Here is a 15,545-nt window from a genome sequence, read left to right as displayed (position 1 = left end):
ATATATACTATCTCAGTGAATCTAAGACATCTGGAGACGTTTCTGAAGATAGTCGAACTGAAGAGCTTCACCAAGGCCGGAGAGGAGCTCCACCTCACACAGCCCACCGTGAGCAAACAGATGGTCGATCTGGAGACCTCATTTGGCATACGCTTCATAGATCGCACCAAGCGGGGGCTTGCTCTGACCAGGGCAGGAGAAATTCTTTTCCGATATGCCAAAGATTTCATCGCGCTGCAGGAAGAAGCAGCGGCCGCCATAGCAGCCTTTAAAGGGCTCCGGCTGGGCACTATCCGCATGGGGGCAAGTAACATACCTGGTGTGTACGTGCTTCCGCCGATCCTGAAACTATTCAGAGAGAACTACGAAGGAATTCAACTCCAGCTGACCATATCTGATACGGGAGATATAACGGACAAGGTTGAGCAAGGGGATTTTGACATTGGATTTGTAGGTGCAAAAGATGAAACACGGAAGGTCGCGTATCAGGCTTTCCTCGATGACCTTATCGTATTTGTAGCACCGCCGACCTATGCAGATTCAATCGACATAGAAGAAATGAAGCGCTGCCCCTTGATCACGCGGGAAGCCGGTTCAGGCACACGCAAGTGCTTTGATCTTGCCTTGCGAAAAAAAGGAATCGGACCGGGAGATATGCAAATAGTCGCAGAGTTGGGAGACACGCAAGCAATCAAGGAAGCAGTCAAGCAAGGTATGGGTGTCGCCTATGTGTCGCTGCGGGCAGTCAGAGACGAGGTAAAGAACCATAGTCTCAAGGTCCTTAACGTCGATGGTATCCCAGGCGTCAAACGTTCATTTTACACAATCCTCAAGAAGGGAAAAAGTCAGTCGCCACAGGTGCAGGCTTTTCTGAAAACGATACATGAATGGAGAAAGAATGATACGATACCTTTGTTTAGTAGTAAGCATATGCTTGACGCTTGCCGTTGAACCTGTATCAGCCAAGGTTTCTCTGGATATTTACGGACAGTCCTATAAGAAAGTCACCATAGCCACTCCTCCTTTTAAGAGTGACAACGGGGCAAAAGTGAAGAGTGACATGGGAGATCTGCTCGCAAAAGACCTCGACATGTCCGGTTTCTTTATTGTCGCACCCAAGACCGTCATGGACAAGCAGTTGACGGATGAAGGGGTCAAGAAAGAAGAGATACGTTTTGAGAACTGGCGTTCTCTGGGCATCGAGCTGGTATGCAAGGGCCTGCTGCAGACTCAAGGTGAAGGGCTGACTCTGGAGGTATACCTCTATGATTCGAGCGACGGTACGCTGCTCTTTGCGAAAAGGTACCGCACCACGGCAGATGATTGGAGAAGGCTTACACACAGGCTGGCGGACGACATCATACAGGCGGTGACCGGTGAACGAGGCATCATGAGTTCAAGGGTGCTCTTCGTCTCGGGAGGCAGGCAGGGAAAAGATGTCTATATTGCAGACCTTGATGGAGCCAACCAGAAGAAGCTTACCGGGTACGGTAAATTACTTGTCTCGCCCTGCCTCTCCCCGGATGGCAAGTACCTGGCCTTCACCTCTTACAAGGATGGGCGGCCGAACCTTTTCGTGATAAATGTAGAAAGGCAGAATGAGATCTATGTCGACAGAGAAGAAGGCGTAAAGCTGCCATCCACGTGGCTGGACAAGCGCACGCTTGTCTACACGCACACATCGGGAAAATACTCTACGATCTTAACAGCAAATGTTGAGACAAAGGAGAAGAAGGTCCTGATGCGGCAGGAGGGGATACTCACGTCACCAAGCTTCAGCCCCGATGGAAAGAGGATGGTTTTTGTCTCCGACATGTACGGAACTCCCCAGATCTTTATCAAGGATGTCTCTTCCGGGGAATCAAAGAGGCTTACGTATGCGGGTAACTACAATACAGCACCGGCGCTCTCGCCCAAAGGCGACCTCATCGCATACAGCTGCAAGACGGACGGTGCGCTGGAGATATGCATCATGAAAGCCGATGGCACCGAGCCGCGCATCTTAACGGATGGCGGTGTAAATGATTCCCCGCAGTTCTCGCCGTGCGGGAGATACATACTCTACTCTTCGGCCAATGGTAAGAAAGCAGGAGTCTACCTCATGCTCCACAACGGTGATAATAGACGAGCGCTCTCGTTCACTGCCGGCGAAGATACACAACCCAAATTCGTACCCTAGAGGTGGAATATGAAATTAGTATGTTGCCTGTTCGTATCGGTCGCAATGCTTTTTGTTTGCGCATGTTCCCCCAAGCCGGTGCACGTGCCGATTACCGAACGCGCCGCCCAGCCCGCTGTATCGGAAGCCCAAACACAGGATTCCCAGGCTGAGCAGGAGAGAAAGGCCAGAGAAAAGAAAGCCATAGAAGAGGAACTCCTGCAGCGTGACCTGGAGCGGCAGAAAATGCTCCAGGAGCAGATGAAAAAAAGCGTGGCTGCGTTCACGGATATTCTGTTCGAGTTTAATAGTTACACCGTGGACCCCAAGTACCAGAGTGTAATCACCAATGTGGCAACCTGGATGAGCCAGAACCAAGCAGCCAAGGTGACAGTCGAGGGCCACTGCGACGAAAGAGGTACTATTGAATACAACCTCGCTCTCGGAGAAAAGAGGGCGGAAGCAGTAAAGAATCAGCTTGTCAAAGCAGGAGTCAAGGATGACCGGATAAAAACCGTCTCTTACGGAAAAGAAGTACCCGTGGATCCTGCACACACAGAAGAAGCCTGGGCCAAGAACCGTAGAGCCCATTTCAAAGTCGAGTAAGAGAGGACGGCGATATGAAAAAACATCTCCCCTTGTACTTCCTTTTTCTTGCGTTACTTGGCTGCGCTTCTTCTTCGGAGGTAGCAGACGTGAGAAGAGACGTCACGACCGTCTATCGGGAATTCCGCTCCTACAAGGATGCCACCGATGCGAGGCTGTCCAAGCTGGAGAAGGATATGTCAGCCCTTAACCAGAGCATGCGATCAGTGGAGGAGTTGACCCGCAAGCAGTTTGTCGATCTCTCGATGTCTGCAGAGAGCAATGACGAAAAAATCAAAAACATCCTTGGAAAACTGGACGAACTCGATTCGCAGCTGCGGGCCTATTGGGGTGAAACCAAGGGAGAACTCAAGGAACTTAAAGGTACAAAAAATAGCAGTCCGGGAGTACCGCCGAAAAAGGCTCCTGTGGCCCCGCAGGGGAATTACGATGAGGTTTACAAGCGTGCATTCGATGCTTTCCAGAAAGGCCAGTATGAGGATTCAATACGCGCCTTTTCCGACTTTGTGCAAACCTATCCCGACACGCCGCTTGCGCCCAATGCGCGCTACTGGATGGGCGAAGCCTACATGAATCTCAAGGATCCCGAGAAAGCGATCGTCAGTTTTCAAGAGGTAATCGACAAGTATCCCAACAGCGAGAAGGCGCCAAGGGCGCTGCTTCGCCAGGCAGAGGCTTTCGGAGCGCTGGGAGATAAAAAGAGCTCTACCACTCTGCTCAAGAGAGTGGTAGAGCTCTATCCTAAAACCGATGAGGCGCGGATCGCGGAGAGGCTACTCCGCAATCTCGGCCAGTGAGCTGGCTTCCGGCGGCAGCGGCTCGAGCAGTTCCTCACCTTTATCCATGGCCGCCATTTCGTAACTGCGGTACTTGGTGAAACCTGTGCCTGCCGGTATGATTCTGCCCATGATAACGTTTTCTTTGAGCCCGCGCAGGTAGTCGACTCTACCCTCAATCGAGGCCTGAGTAAGTACTTTTGTTGTGTCCTGAAAGCTTGCAGCTGAGATGAAGCTGTCGGTTATCAGGGATGCTTTGGTGATTCCGAGGAAGAGCGGCTCTGCTGTAGCCGGGCGCCCTCCCCTCTCTATTGCGCGTCGGTTTTCTTCGTCAAAGACCCACCACTCCACCGGTTCGTCGATAATGAAGTTGGTGTCGCCCACATCCTTGATCCTGACCCGTTTCAGCATCTGCCGTACGATGATCTCTATGTGCTTATCGTTGATCTTCACGCCCTGAAGCTGGTAGACCTCCTGGATCTCGTTCACAAGGTACCTGGCGAGGTCCTTGATGCCAAGAATGCGAAGTACGTCGTGCGGGTTGGCAGGACCGTCCATTAACGGCTCGCCGGCCTTGACGTAATCGCCTTCGTGGACTATAACGTGCTTACCCTTCGGGATCGTATATTTCCTCGCTTCACCTCGGTCAGGCGTCACCATGATCTCTCTCTTGCCTTTTGAGAGCTTGCCAAAAGAGACCATACCCTCCACTTCCGTAACGATCGCGCTTTCCTTCGGTCTACGCGCCTCAAAGAGTTCGGCAACACGGGGCAGACCGCCGGTAATATCCTTGGTCTTGGTGGTCTCCCGTGGAATCTTTGATACGACATCTCCCGCATGAATCATGTCGCCTTCGTTGACGACGATGTGGGCTCCCATAGGAAGCATGTACCTGGCAAGGCTTGTCGTACCCGGTACCGTAATCGTCTTGCCCTTATCGTCTTTAATCGAAATCCTCGGCCTCACATCAGTGTCGCGGAACTCTATGATAACTTTGTAGGCAAGGCCCGTTACTTCGTCTACGCGCTCTGCCATGGTAACACCTTCAGAGATATCCCCGAATTTTACTCGGCCGGAAACCTCCGAAAGAATCGGGATCGTGTACGGGTCCCACTCTGCCAGTACGTGACCCTCGGGCACTTTCTGTCCGTCGGACACGCGGAGCTTTGCTCCGTAAATGATCGGGTATTTTTCTCTCTCACGGCCTGCCGTATCAACGATGGCCACTTCGCCGTTCCGGTTCATGACTATCGGCTGGCCCTCTTTATTGAGAACTACTTTCACGGAATGCAGTTTGACAATGCCTTCGTTCCGGGCTTCCAACGTTGATTGCTCCACACGACGGGATGCAGCGCCACCGATATGGAAGGTTCTCATCGTAAGCTGCGTTCCAGGCTCACCTATCGACTGGGCCGCAATGATGCCGACAGCCTCCCCGATGCTTACCAGCCTGCCTCTCGCAAGGTCCCGGCCATAGCAAAGGGCGCAAACACCTCGTTTCGAGCGGCACGTGAGCACCGAGCGGATCCTCACTTTTTCCAGACCCGCTTCATCTATTTTCTTCAGATGCTCTTCCCTGATCTCATCATTTCTTCTGACAATGACCTCGCCATCAGGATCACGAAGCTCTTCCAGCGAGACCCTGCCGAGGATGCGGGTGCCGAGCTGTTCGATGACCTCCCCGCCCTCCATCAGGGCAGTTACTTCAATCCCATCAAACGTACCGCAGTCCGTCTCCGCTACGATGACGTCATGCGCCACGTCCACGAGTCTTCTCGTCAGATAGCCTGAATTTGCCGTCTTGAGAGCCGTATCTGCGAGACCTTTTCTCGCACCGCTGGTAGAAATAAAATACTGCAGCACGGTGAGGCCTTCGCGGAAGTTGCTGGTAATCGGGGTTTCGATAATTTCTCCGGAAGGTTTGGCCATTAAACCCCTCATGCCTGCCAGCTGGCGTATCTGCTGCGCGTTTCCTCTGGCGCCTGAATGGGCCATCATGTACATGGGGTTGAGGCTGTCCTGGTACTCAAACTTCGGCCGGGCAACAGGATGGGCAGGTGCAGCCTTCGCCCGCTTACCGTCACCTTTTTTCGGCATAAAGCCTTTGGCAGGCAGCACCGCGGGCACCTCAACCTTTTCAGAACCGAGCTCCCGCATGAGTTCATCGGCAATGCGCTCGGTGACGTCGGCCCAGATGTCGATCACCTTGTTGTATCGCTCACCGTCTGTTATCAAGCCTTCTGAATACTGGTTCTGAACGACTTTTACTTCCTGAGAGGCTTTCTTGATCAGCTCCTCTTTCCTTTGCGGTATCTTCATGTCATCGATAGAAATCGAGATTCCTCCCAGCGTGGCATAAAAGAACCCGATATCCTTGAGTCTGTCGGAAAGAATGACGGTCGCCTTTTCTCCGCCCTTGCGATAACAGATGTCAACGAGCTGACCTATTGTTTTCTTGTCCATCGTGCGGTTAATCACATCAAAGGGTATTTCCGCAGGGATAACCTGTCTCAGCAGAATCCGGCCCGGTGTTGTGGTAACCCTGGCACCATCCATGCGCACATCTATCCGGGCGTGCAGGTCTACCTCGCCGGAGTCGTACGCTATGGTCACCTCTTCCGGATCAGAGAATATTTTCCCTTCTCCTGTTCGATATTTTCTTTCGATCGTCAGATAGTAAAGACCGAGCACGATATCCTGTGTCGGCACGATGATCGGCCTTCCGTTGGCCGGCGAAAGAATGTTATTGGTTGACATCATCAGAACGCGCGCCTCAGACTGCGCTTCTATTGAGAGGGGAACATGAACAGCCATCTGGTCGCCGTCAAAGTCAGCGTTGTAAGCAGGGCAGACAAGGGGGTGGAGCTGAATGGCCTTGCCGTCAATCAGCATGGGCTCAAACGCCTGAATCCCAAGCCGGTGCAGGGTCGGAGCTCTGTTGAGGAGAACAGGATGCTCTTTGATTGCCTCCTCCAGCACATCCCACACTTCGGGCCTTTCTTTCTCGACAAGCTTCTTGGCATTCTTGATGGTAGTCGCGAAACCCTTGCGTATCAGTCTGTTATAAACAAACGGCTTAAAGAGCTCCAGTGCCATGTGCTTCGGCAGGCCGCACTGGTGAAGCCTCAACTCAGGGCCTACCACAATGACCGAACGACCGGAGTAGTCTACTCTTTTTCCCAGGAGGTTCTGGCGAAAACGACCCTGTTTGCCCCGAAGCATATCGCTTAAGGACTTGAGCGGTCGCTTGCTGGTTCCCGTGACGATCCTGCCTCTTTTTGAGTTGTCAAAAAGAGCGTCCACTGCTTCCTGCAGCATTCGTTTTTCATTCCGTATGATGATCTCCGGCGCGTTCAGCTCCATCAACCTTTTCAGCCGGTTGTTCCTGTTGATAACCCGGCGGTAGAGATCGTTGAGGTCCGAGGTAGCAAACCTTCCGCCATCCAACGGCACGAGCGGTCTTAACTCAGGTGGAAGCACAGGGATGATATCGAGTATCATCCAGTCGGGTCGCACGCCCGAGATACGAAAAGCATCTATTACTTTCAGGCGTCGGGCCAGCTTCTTCCGCTTGGCATCTGATGAGGTATCGCGCATCTCTGTTCTGATGTCTTTGGAAACCTTCTCCACGTCAATGCGCCTCAGGCATTCGCGCATAGCCTCTGCGCCGATCCCTCCTACGAATTTCTCACCATATTTCTCCCTGCCTTCAAGATATTTTTCCTCGGTGATAAGCTCGGCAAACTGATACGGCGAAGGACCAGGCTCGATCACGATATACATTTCAAAATAGAGAACCCGCTCCACCTCTTTAATGGAAAGCTCGAGCAGCGTTCCTATCTTGCTGGGCATGCTTTTCAAAAACCAGATGTGCGCGATCGGGGATGCGAGCTGTATATGCCCCATCCTTTCCCTCCGCACCTTGGATTGAATTACCTCCACGCCGCATTTCTCGCAAATGATGCCGCGGTGCTTCATTCTCTTGTATTTCCCGCAAATACACTCATAGTCTTTAACCGGGCCGAAAATTCTGGCGCAGAAAAGGCCGTCCTTTTCCGGCTTGAACGTCCTGTAGTTGATCGTCTCCGGCTTCTTCACCTCACCGAAAGACCACTTCTCGATCAGCTCAGGAGAGGCAAGCGAGAGTTTCATCGCTGTGTAACTCAACGGGTCCTTTTGCTTCTCAAAAATCTTAAAATAGTCTTCCAAATTTTCTCCTCCCTTACCCTTCCTCTTTTATCAAATCAACGTTGATGCAAAGGCTTTGTAGTTCCTTTACAAGAACATTGAATGATTCGGGAAGGCTCGGCTCAAGCACATCCTCACCTTTCACAATCGCTTCGTATGCCTTGACCCTTCCGCTCACATCATCTGATTTGATCGTCAGGAATTCCTGCAGCGAGTAAGCGGCTCCGTATGCCTCAAGCGCCCACACTTCCATTTCGCCCAGTCTCTGGCCGCCGAATTGGGCTTTGCCGCCCAAAGGCTGCTGCGTTACCAGCGAGTAAGGACCAATAGAACGCGCGTGGATCTTGTCGTCGACCAGATGGTGAAGCTTCAGCAGGTACATCGTGCCCAGCGTTACTTTGTGATGGAACGGTTCGCCGGTCCTGCCGTCGAACACCGTTATCTGCCTGCTCTCCGGAAGGCCGGCTTTCGCAAAGAGTTCCCCTATCTCTTCTTCTTTAGCCCCATCAAAAACAGGTACCGACATGTGCACACCTTTCTTGAGATGGGACGCCAGCTCGAGCACCTCTTCATCACTCAATCCATCGACGAACTTGTTCATTTCTCCTCCGCCCATTATCCCCTTGATCCACTTTCGAATGGCGGAGGGACTATTTACGGTCTCGATGAGAAGTCCTATCTTGCGGCCGAGCTCGCTGGAAGCCCATCCCAGGTGGGTTTCAAGGATCTGGCCTGCGTTCATTCGCGAAGGCACGCCGAGCGGGTTGAGCACTACGTCGACGGAAATCCCCTCGTCGGTAAACGGCATGTCCTCATCAGGAAGAATAACAGAGACGATACCCTTGTTCCCGTGCCTACCGGAAACCTTGTCCCCTACGGCCACTTTGCGTTTCATCGCCACATACACTTTGATGGTCTTGAGCACGCCCGGAGGTAACTCGTCCCCCTTTTTGACCTTGTTTATCTTATCTCCGTAGTAAAGCTTGATGATCTCGATCTGATTCTCCTGACTATCGAGCACCTTTGAGACTTTCCCTTCCAGCTGCTCGTTCCTGAACTCCACGTCCTGCAACTTATCGAGATTAAGTACGCTCAGCTTCTCTCTTGTGAAGCGCTCCCCTTTCTTCATTAGCACCTTGCCCCGTCCGTCCTTTATATCGGAGGGTGCGGCCTTACCGACAAGCAGATGGGTTATTCTTTCTCTCGTGGACTCAAGAATAATCTTGATCTGATCTTCCTGATCCTTAAGGATGTTCGAGATTTCTATATCCTCGATCATTCTGGAGCGCTCGTCTTTGTCAATGCCCCGCCTGGAAAGAACCTTCACATCGATGACAATGCCTTCGATACCGTGCGGGACACGGAGCGACGTATCTTTAACATCACCGGCTTTCTCGCCGAAGATCGCACGCAGAAGTTTCTCTTCCGGGGTCAACTGGGTCTCACCCTTTGGCGTCACTTTTCCCACCAGTATGTCTCCGGGCCGGACAGGCGCTCCTATCCTGATGATGCCGCTGTCATCAAGATCCTTCAGCGCTTCATCCCCGACGTTCGGGATGTCTCGCGTCACTTCTTCCTTTCCGAGCTTGGTGTCCCGAACCACGCATTCCAGCTCCTCAATGTGAATCGAGGTAAAGGTGTCTTCTTTGACGAGCCGCTCGTTAATGAGGACCGAGTCTTCGTAGTTGTAGCCCCTCCACGGCATGAAGGCTACGAGCACATTCTTTCCAAGGGCAAGCTCTCCGCGGTCGGTAGATGGTCCGTCTGCGAGCACTTCGCCCTTCTTGACAAAGTCGCCCTTCCGCACCACGACCCTCTGGTTAATACAGGTGTCCTGGTTCGAGCGTCTGAACTTCAATAAGTTATATACATCGATTTTTGTCACGCTCTCATCAGCACCGTTCCCCTCATCATACTTGACGATGATGCGGTTGGCATCAACACTCTCCACCACTCCGCCATGACGTGCCACGATGCTGACCCTGGAATCACGACCCACGATTCTTTCCATGCCTGTCCCGATCAGGGGCGCTTCTGTAGTGATCAGCGGAACGGCCTGCCGTTGCATGTTTGATCCCATAAGAGCCCTGTTGGCGTCGTCATGCTCAAGGAACGGAATCAGCGACGCGGAGACGCTGACAAGCTGTTTCGGGGAGACGTCCATAAGATCGACTTCTTTCGGGTCGATCCAGTAAAATCCGCCTCCTTTCCTGGCTGAAACAAGAAGATCTGGCAGAAATCTTCCTTTCGAATCAACCGGAGCATTTGCCTGAGCAACGAAATACTGTTCTTCGTCGAGAGCGCTCAAGTACTTAATCTCAGCAGTGACCCGTCCGTCCCGGACGACCCGATAGGGGCTCTCTATGAAGCCAAACTCGTTGACGCGGGCATAGGTCGAGAGCGAAGCAATGAGACCGATGTTCGGCCCCTCAGGCGTCTCTATGGGACATATGCGGCCGTAGTGTGTCGGATGCACGTCCCGGACCTCAAAGCCTGCACGCTCGCGCGTAAGGCCGCCCGGCCCCAACGCTGAGAGTCTTCTCTTGTGCGTTATCTCAGAGAGAGGATTCGTTTGATCCATAAACTGCGACAGCTGGCTGCTCGCAAAAAAGTCTTTAATTGCGGTTGCAACCGGCTTTGGATTCACCAGGTCATGAGGCATCAACGTCTCCATCTCCGGGAACGTCAGTCTTTCTTTGATGGCCCTCTCCATCCTGACAAGCCCCATCCTGAACTGGTTCTCGAGAAGTTCTCCCACGGTGCGGACACGCCGGTTGCCGAGATGGTCAATGTCGTCTCCCTGGCCCCTGGAATCTTTAAGCCGCAGTAGTTGCCTCACCACCTCGATGATGTCTTCCTTGCGCAGCGTCACCACATCGATTGGGACATCGATGCTCAAGCGATGATTCATCTTCAACCTGCCCACCTTTGAAAGGTCATACCGTTCGGGCGAGAAGAACATGTTATGCACCAACGCTTCGGCGAACTCATACGTGGGCGGGTCTCCGGGTCTCAACTTACGGTAGATTTCAAGAAGCGCTTCTTCCTTTGTTCCGGCTTTATCAATAACCAGGGTATCCCTAAGAGATGAGCTGACGTTCAGGTTATCAATGAAGAGGATGTCGAACTGCTTTATCTTCCTCTTCTGAATCTTGTCGAGATCATCTTCTGTAATCTCTTTGTTAATGGGGATCACGACTTCATTCGTCGCAGGGTCGACTACGTCGCTCGCTGCGACCTTGCCGATTACGTCAGCCTGGTCGACCGGTATCTGCGTGATACGTGCCAGCTCCATCTTCTTAATCACGGACTTTGTGATTTTCTTATGCTTCTTGACCAGTACTTCCTCGGTCTCCGCGTTTACTATGTCTGAAGGAGCCTTTTGCCCTACCAGCAAAGAGAGCGGGGTCTGCTTGAAGATCTTCTTCTCTTTCAGGATGATGGTTTCTTTATCGTAGAAGTAATCCAGAATTGCCTTTTCCGTATAGCCGAGAGCCCGAAGCAGCAAGGTGACCGGGATCTTTTTGCGTTTGTCGATTCTTACATAAAGCAGGTCCTTATGGTCAAATTCAAAGTCCAGCCACGAACCCCTGTAGGGAATGATCCGGGCGGTGTACGTGAAATTGCCGCTGAAGAGCGTCTTGGACTGATCGGCGCTGAAGTAGACTCCAGGAGAACGGTGAAGTTGACTTACGATCACCCGTTCTGTTCCGTTAATTATGAATGTGCCGCGTTCCGTCATCAACGGGATTTCACCGAAATAGACGTCCTGCTCCTTGACCGCTCTGATCTCCCGTGTCTTGGCCACCGGGTCCACATTCCACACCACGAGCCGGATGGTCACCTTCATGGGAGCCGCGAACGTCAGGCCTCTGACCACACACTCTTCTTCCGAGTACTTGGGGTCCGCAATTTCATACTTCACAAATTCGAGCGACGTGGTATCGTGTGCGTCCTTGATCGGAAATACGCTGGTAAAGACTGCCTGCAGTCCTACGTTCTTTCTCTCTTCTACGGTGAGACCGTGTTGAAGAAAATTTTCGTATGAAGCCGTTTGTATCTCGATAAGGTTGGAAATGTCGAGTATCTCTTCCAGCTTCCCGAAACTTTTCCGTAATATCTTATTATGAAAGGTTTGCCTCATGCGTCTTGTACCTCTTTTATAGGATTAGGGCCAAGTGCAGTTGTGTGACCTCAGTCCTTGGCCCCCGACCCTTATGTTTACTCAACCTTGACCTGTCCGCTGACTTCCGCAAGCTGCTTCTTTATCGATTCAGCTTCCTGCTTCGAAACACCCTCTTTAACCGGCTTGGGTACGCCTTCGACCAGATCCTTCGCTTCCTTCAAGCCCAGGCTCGTAATGGCCCTGACAACTTTGATCACCTGGATCTTCTTGTCGGCCTCGTAGCCGGTCAGGATAACGTTGAACTCCGTTTGCTCCTCGGCCGGTTCTGCAGCCGCTGCCGGCGCTCCTGCTGCCGGCGCTCCTGCTGCCATCATGGGCATCGCAGCCTGAACACCGAACTTCTCTTCCAGGGCCTTTATGAAATCTGAAAGCTCCAGCAATGTCATGTTCTCTATGAACTGTATAACTTCTTCCCTACTGACAGCCATATGCACCATCCTCCTTCATGTCGCTTCTTTTTGATTTTTGATTGCGCTCAGTGTCCACATAAGCTTGTTCAGATTGGCTGCGAGCACACCCACCAGTCTCTGCGGCGATGCCTGCAACAGCCCGAGCAGTTTGCTGAGCAGTACTTCTCTGGAAGGCAGTGTGGCAAGCCTTACCACATCATCGGGGCCCAACCGCTGCTTGCCAAAGACTCCTGACTTCACCTTTAGAAACGGAATCTCTTTGGCAATAGACGACAACAGCTTTGCCACTGCCGCCGGGTCCGAATAACTGCAGATAACCGCGTTGGGACCGGTAAACTGATCCCGAATAGCCTCTGCGTCTGTCCCGGTTGCGGCTAATCTCAGGAGCGTATTCTTCGTTACCTTGAATTCCGCGCCGGAGTGCTGCAGTTCCCTGCGGAGCCGAGTCATCTGAGCGACATTCATGCCACTATACTCAGCTAAGAACAGGGCACGCGCTCGCTTCAGCTTCGACTCGAGCTCTTCTACAACAACTTGTTTGGCCTTTCTTTCCACTTGGTCTCATCCCTCCTTTCCTTATGATATGTATGGAAGGTCAGAGAGATAAACATGACAGTAAAGTCTCGGTAGGCCGTGATCGTTTAATGGCATGCACTATGCCACACCTACTTTCTCTGACTTTTTCCCTTACTTGCTCAAACTTCTCACATAGGCAGGATCGATTTTTATGCCCGGGCTCATCGTTGTGCTGATAGCGACACCCTTCACATAGGTGCCCTTGCTTGAAGAGGGCTTGAGCCGGATCACAGTCTCGAATAGCATATTGATATTTTCCAGAAGTTTTTCTTTGCCAAAACTCGCTTTTCCCACAGGAACATGAACGTTTCCAGCCTTGTCGACTCTAAACTCCACCCGGCCAGCCTTCAACTCCTGAATCGCTTTCGCAACTTCGAAGGTGACCGTGCCCACTTTAGGGTTGGGCATAAGCCCTCTCGGCCCGAGAATTTTGCCTAGCTTGCTGACCTGCCCCATCATGTCGGGCGTTGCTATCGCCTTGTCAAAATCGAGCCATCCTTTTTGGATTTTGTCTATGAGTTCGTCCGAGCCAAAAAAGTCAGCCCCTGCTTCCTCGGCCTCTTTCTCTTTCTGTCCTTTCGCAAAGACAAGCACTCTCACTTTTTTTCCAAGGCCATTGGGCAGAACAACTGAACCTCTTACCATCTGATCGGCATGTCGGGGGTCGACGCCGAGCCGGAAAGCCAGCTCAACCGTTTCGTCAAATTTAGCGGTGCGCACTTCGGAAAGGAGGTCAACGGCCTCTTCCAAAGCGTACCTTCTCTCCCTGTCCACCTTAGCCCTAGCTGCCTTATAGTTTTTTCCCGTGTGTGCCATGTACCCACCTCATAAAAATCAAGCCATCAGCTATCGGGCTTCATTTATCAGCCTAAGCCCCCTACTCGGGAGCTTGCTGACTGCTTAAGCGCTGGATAGCGAGAGCCGAATCAGCCTACTCCGTTACTTCCAACCCCATGCTTCTTGCCGAGCCCTCGACGATTCTCATCGCCCCAGCAAGATCCTTCGCATTTAAATCGACCATTTTTAACTGGGCAATTTCCTGGACCTGAGATTTTGTAATGGAACCGACCATCTCTTTTTTTGGCGCGTTCGAGCCTTTTGCCAGCTTCACGGCTTTCTTGAGAAGATAACTCACCGGCGGCGTTTTAGTGATGAACGTAAAGCTCCGGTCTGAAAATATGGTTATGATTACCGGAATGACACTTCCTTCTTGACTTTTCGTTCGCTCGTTATAGGCCTTGCAAAACTCCATGATGTTTACACCATGCTGGCCGAGCGCCGGTCCGACAGGTGGTGAGGGCGTGGCCTGCCCGGCAGGAAGCTGAAGTTTGACCATAGCCACTATTTTCTTTGCCATCCTGAAACTCCTTTGTGTGAATCAGCTATCAGCGGTCAGCTTATAGCTTGGAACTGGAAAACAGAAAAATACACCTGTGCCGTCTTGCTCTCTTTCTGGCAGTCGGCGATCGGCTGTCTCCCTACATCTTCTCAATCTGCATGAAATCCAGCTCTACAGGCGTTGTCCTCCCGAAAATATTGAGAAGCACTTTTACTTTTCCTTTTTCCGGCTTAATCTCCTCTACGCTTCCCGTAAAATTGGAAAATGGCCCCTCAATCACCTTGACGTTATCGCCCTTATCAAAGCGAATTTTTGGCTTGATCTTGCCCTTCCCTTCCTGAATCGCGTAGACAAGGTCCTTCACTTCATCATCAGGCAACGGGGTGGGCTTCATGCCGTAGCCGACAAATCCTGTCACTTTCGGTGTATTCCGCACAAGGTACCAGGTGTCTTCATTCATGTCCATCTGCACGATAATGTAGCCGGGAAAAATGGTTCTCTGCGATTTCTTGACCTGCCCTTTTACCCGCTCCATTATCACTTCTGACGGAACAATAATTTCTCCAAAGCTTTCTTCCATTTTGCTCGTCTTTATGCGTTCCTCCAGCCCCTCCTTCACCTTCTGCTCGTAGCCGGAGTAAGTATGAACGACGTACCACTTCTTTTCCATCGTACTATCCACGGGGCTATCCACGGAACAACGCCTGCACGATCTTTGCAAGTCCTACGTCAACGATGCCAAGGAATAGTGCTGCGATAACCACTGTAATCAGGATCACGTACGTGCCCTTGAGGGCCTCTTTTCTCGAGGGAAACGTAACTCTTTTAGTCTCCAGATATACCTCTTTGAAATAGGTCTTCAGGTTGTCGATCTGTTCCCTGATGTCCATCGCGTCCTCGCAATACACAGGCCAGGAGGGATTCGAACCCCCAACACCCGGATTTGGAGTCCGGTGCTCTATCCGTTAGAGCTACTGGCCTTTTATTTTGTTTCCTTATGTGCCGTGTGCTTTTTGCAAAACTTACAGTACTTGCTTAGCTCCAGCCTGTCTGGTGTTTTCTGCTTGTTTTTTGTGGTAGTGTAGTTTCTATTCTTGCATTCCGAACACGCGAGAATAACTAGCTGCCTCATCGTTCGCTCCTAGCCATTTCTTCCTGCCGTTAGGGCTCCTACTCCTGTATCTCCGTGACTACCCCTGCGCCCACGGTCTTGCCGCCTTCCCTGATGGCGAAGCGGAGTTCCTTCTCGAGGGCGATGGGGGTAACGAGTTCTACGGTGAGGGTTACGTTGTCCCCGGGCATGACC

14 protein-coding genes and 1 tRNA gene are annotated in these 15,545 nt (G+C 51.9%); 4 read left to right on the top strand and 11 right to left on the bottom strand.

Annotated features, from left to right (window positions below):
- Positions 1–15: 15 nt before the first annotated feature.
- The 4 genes from VMT71_09735 to ybgF are packed head-to-tail and all read left to right on the top strand — an operon-like array spanning position 16 to position 3,561.
- On the top strand, positions 16–951 hold the full coding sequence (locus VMT71_09735) for a selenium metabolism-associated LysR family transcriptional regulator (GenBank protein ID HVN24242.1): 936 nt from the start codon (positions 16–18) through the stop codon (positions 949–951).
- Positions 899–2,179, top strand: coding sequence for a hypothetical protein (locus VMT71_09730; protein HVN24241.1), 1,281 nt, complete (start codon positions 899–901; stop codon positions 2,177–2,179). The genes VMT71_09735 and VMT71_09730 overlap by 53 nt, the downstream gene beginning before the upstream one ends.
- Positions 2,180–2,188: 9 nt before the next feature.
- Positions 2,189–2,764 (top strand): peptidoglycan-associated lipoprotein Pal, encoded by a 576-nt coding sequence (gene pal / locus VMT71_09725; protein ID HVN24240.1) that lies wholly within the window; start codon positions 2,189–2,191, stop codon positions 2,762–2,764.
- Positions 2,765–2,778: 14 nt separating this feature from the next.
- Positions 2,779–3,561, top strand: a complete 783-nt coding sequence (gene ybgF, locus VMT71_09720) for a tol-pal system protein YbgF (protein ID HVN24239.1) — start codon at positions 2,779–2,781, stop codon at positions 3,559–3,561.
- On the opposite strand, the gene rpoC is transcribed toward ybgF, so the two are convergent.
- The 11 genes from rpoC to tuf form a co-directional block, all read right to left on the bottom strand.
- On the bottom strand, positions 3,538–7,749 hold the full coding sequence (gene rpoC, locus VMT71_09715; protein HVN24238.1) for a DNA-directed RNA polymerase subunit beta': 4,212 nt from the start codon (positions 7,747–7,749) through the stop codon (positions 3,538–3,540). The genes ybgF and rpoC overlap by 24 nt on opposite strands.
- Positions 7,750–7,762: 13 nt before the next feature.
- Positions 7,763–11,872 carry a DNA-directed RNA polymerase subunit beta gene (rpoB, locus tag VMT71_09710; protein ID HVN24237.1) on the bottom strand — a complete coding sequence of 1,370 codons (4,110 nt, stop codon included), beginning with the start codon at positions 11,870–11,872 and terminating at the stop codon, positions 7,763–7,765.
- Positions 11,873–11,949: 77 nt separating this feature from the next.
- Positions 11,950–12,342: a 50S ribosomal protein L7/L12 gene (rplL, locus tag VMT71_09705; GenBank protein HVN24236.1), complete on the bottom strand. Its 393-nt coding sequence runs from the start codon at positions 12,340–12,342 to the stop codon at positions 11,950–11,952.
- A 15-nt stretch (positions 12,343–12,357) separates the two neighbouring features.
- A complete protein-coding gene (rplJ, locus tag VMT71_09700) occupies positions 12,358–12,879 on the bottom strand; it encodes a 50S ribosomal protein L10 (protein HVN24235.1) in 522 nt (173 codons plus the stop codon).
- Between the two features lie 132 nt (positions 12,880–13,011).
- The gene (rplA, locus tag VMT71_09695; protein HVN24234.1) at positions 13,012–13,716 is read right to left on the bottom strand and encodes a 50S ribosomal protein L1; all 705 of its coding nucleotides are present in this window, start codon (positions 13,714–13,716) and stop codon (positions 13,012–13,014) included.
- Between the two features lie 115 nt (positions 13,717–13,831).
- Complete coding sequence (rplK, locus tag VMT71_09690) at positions 13,832–14,257, bottom strand: 50S ribosomal protein L11 (GenBank protein ID HVN24233.1); 426 nt, start codon at positions 14,255–14,257, stop codon at positions 13,832–13,834.
- A gap of 121 nt (positions 14,258–14,378) precedes the next feature.
- Positions 14,379–14,909 carry a transcription termination/antitermination protein NusG gene (gene nusG, locus VMT71_09685; GenBank protein HVN24232.1) on the bottom strand — a complete coding sequence of 177 codons (531 nt, stop codon included), beginning with the start codon at positions 14,907–14,909 and terminating at the stop codon, positions 14,379–14,381.
- A 16-nt stretch (positions 14,910–14,925) separates the two neighbouring features.
- Positions 14,926–15,129, bottom strand: coding sequence for a preprotein translocase subunit SecE (gene secE / locus VMT71_09680; protein ID HVN24231.1), 204 nt, complete (start codon positions 15,127–15,129; stop codon positions 14,926–14,928).
- A 17-nt stretch (positions 15,130–15,146) separates the two neighbouring features.
- Positions 15,147–15,220 (bottom strand) — tRNA-Trp (locus tag VMT71_09675).
- 1 nt (position 15,221) lies between these two features.
- Positions 15,222–15,371: a 50S ribosomal protein L33 gene (gene rpmG, locus VMT71_09670; GenBank protein ID HVN24230.1), complete on the bottom strand. Its 150-nt coding sequence runs from the start codon at positions 15,369–15,371 to the stop codon at positions 15,222–15,224.
- A gap of 38 nt (positions 15,372–15,409) precedes the next feature.
- The coding region (gene tuf / locus VMT71_09665; protein ID HVN24229.1) for an elongation factor Tu at positions 15,410–15,545 on the bottom strand (136 nt) is incomplete at its 5' end.

The sequence above is a fragment of the Syntrophorhabdales bacterium genome (assembly GCA_035541455.1).
In the GTDB taxonomy this organism is placed as follows: Bacteria; Desulfobacterota; Syntrophorhabdia; order Syntrophorhabdales; family WCHB1-27; genus JADGQN01.
This window is presented reverse-complemented; position numbering and strand designations above follow the sequence as displayed.